This window comes from Nostoc sp. UHCC 0251, assembly GCF_034932245.1.
GTDB lineage: Bacteria > Cyanobacteriota > Cyanobacteriia > Cyanobacteriales > Nostocaceae > Nostoc.
Map to the genome: position 1 here is coordinate 1 of NZ_JAYGHD010000274.1, position 1,351 is coordinate 1,351.

General features: G+C 43.1%; 1 protein-coding gene. It reads left to right on the plus strand.

What is annotated here, in order from left to right; all coding sequences use genetic code 11:
* Positions 1-222 precede the first annotated feature (222 nt).
* Positions 223-1,038, plus strand: coding sequence for a DUF1838 domain-containing protein (locus VB740_RS18160; RefSeq protein ID WP_323201351.1), 816 nt, complete (start codon positions 223-225; stop codon positions 1,036-1,038).
* The last annotated feature ends 313 nt before the right edge of the window (positions 1,039-1,351 follow it).

Below are 1,351 nucleotides of genomic sequence, written 5' to 3' on the forward strand. Positions count from 1 at the left end.
AGAGGCTCCGCCTCCCTTGCTGGCGGCAGAGCCGCTTTTCGAGTTGCATTTCCAGCCTAGAGGCTGGAAACGAGATTTGACAAAGCTTTTAGCTTAAGTTGATCTCTTCTACCCCGAAATGTTGCCACTGCCTCCTTGCTCCCCACTTCCTAGCTCCTAAAGATACAACTTGAATGCTGATTAGCTTATTCTTTTGTTATCCAAATACTAAGGATGCTTTAGATGGTTGCCCAAATCCAAGAACTTGAAGCGCAGCACTGGGTTAAAACTCGTTCTTCCCTCGACCCTAGCGAATCCACTTTCCTGATTTGGAAAGGTAAAATTTACGCTTTTATCCCCGGTGAGAAAAGACAACTTCTGTTTAAAATGCTGGGATTGAGTGTTAGTAGGTGTATTCCCACAACAGAGGGTAGCTGGGATTTTACTTCTAGGGAACTGACTTACTACCTTAATCCACAAACAGATGAGGTTTTGTCCAAATGGGAGAATCCTTGGACGGGCGAGACAGTTCCGGTAATTCACGTTGCTAATAATCCAGTGCAAGGTAAGTTTAAGGGAAATTTCCCCGCACAAGTAGATGGTGACAGCACAACCTTTGTTTTTGATATATTTCCCTATTACCCTAATCCCTTAGCAGACGATCGCAAATTTGCCGAATACAGCCCAAATCCAATTTATCAGGCAGCAGAATTGTTTAAATTAACAGTGCCAACCGCAGATTTATTCAACACAGCCCTCTCCTCAGTTTCTCAACTCAAACTGAGTTGGGATCGGATTGGTCAATGGCTTCCCTGGATGAAAATGGGCGATCGCCCCGGTCAACTGATCTACAGTGCTGTTGGCAGCAAAGTCAATGGTTTAACCGAACTGCCTCCACTGTTGCAAGACGAAATTAATAACCGTATTCCTCTATATAAAAAAGCCCCAAAAGCATTTATAGATGGGGAAGATATGACTTCCTGGTTGTACTTCCAAAAGCACTTTCAAGCTTACTTAGCTGGTGAAATCTTCCCGCTTCCCCAAGCGGAAGAATTTTGAGCGAAGAGGTAGGGGAGACAAGGGGACAAGGGGAGAAGAGGTAAAAACTTGAAATAAGTCTTTCCCCTTGTCCCCAATTCTCCTTGTCCCCAAGTCCTCTTCCCCATGCCCAATGACCCTTTTCCTCTTTTGACCACATCCCTTTCCGTGACTGCCGGAGTATTGTTTTGGGATAAACACATTTTATATACACAAATCGACTGTGTTTAACTGAAATGAAAAGGCTCAATTAGTTAATAGATTTATAACAAGCTCAATAATATAGGACTAGTATTTGATTTATGAAAAAATCTAAGTATATGTAGGGGAGCCA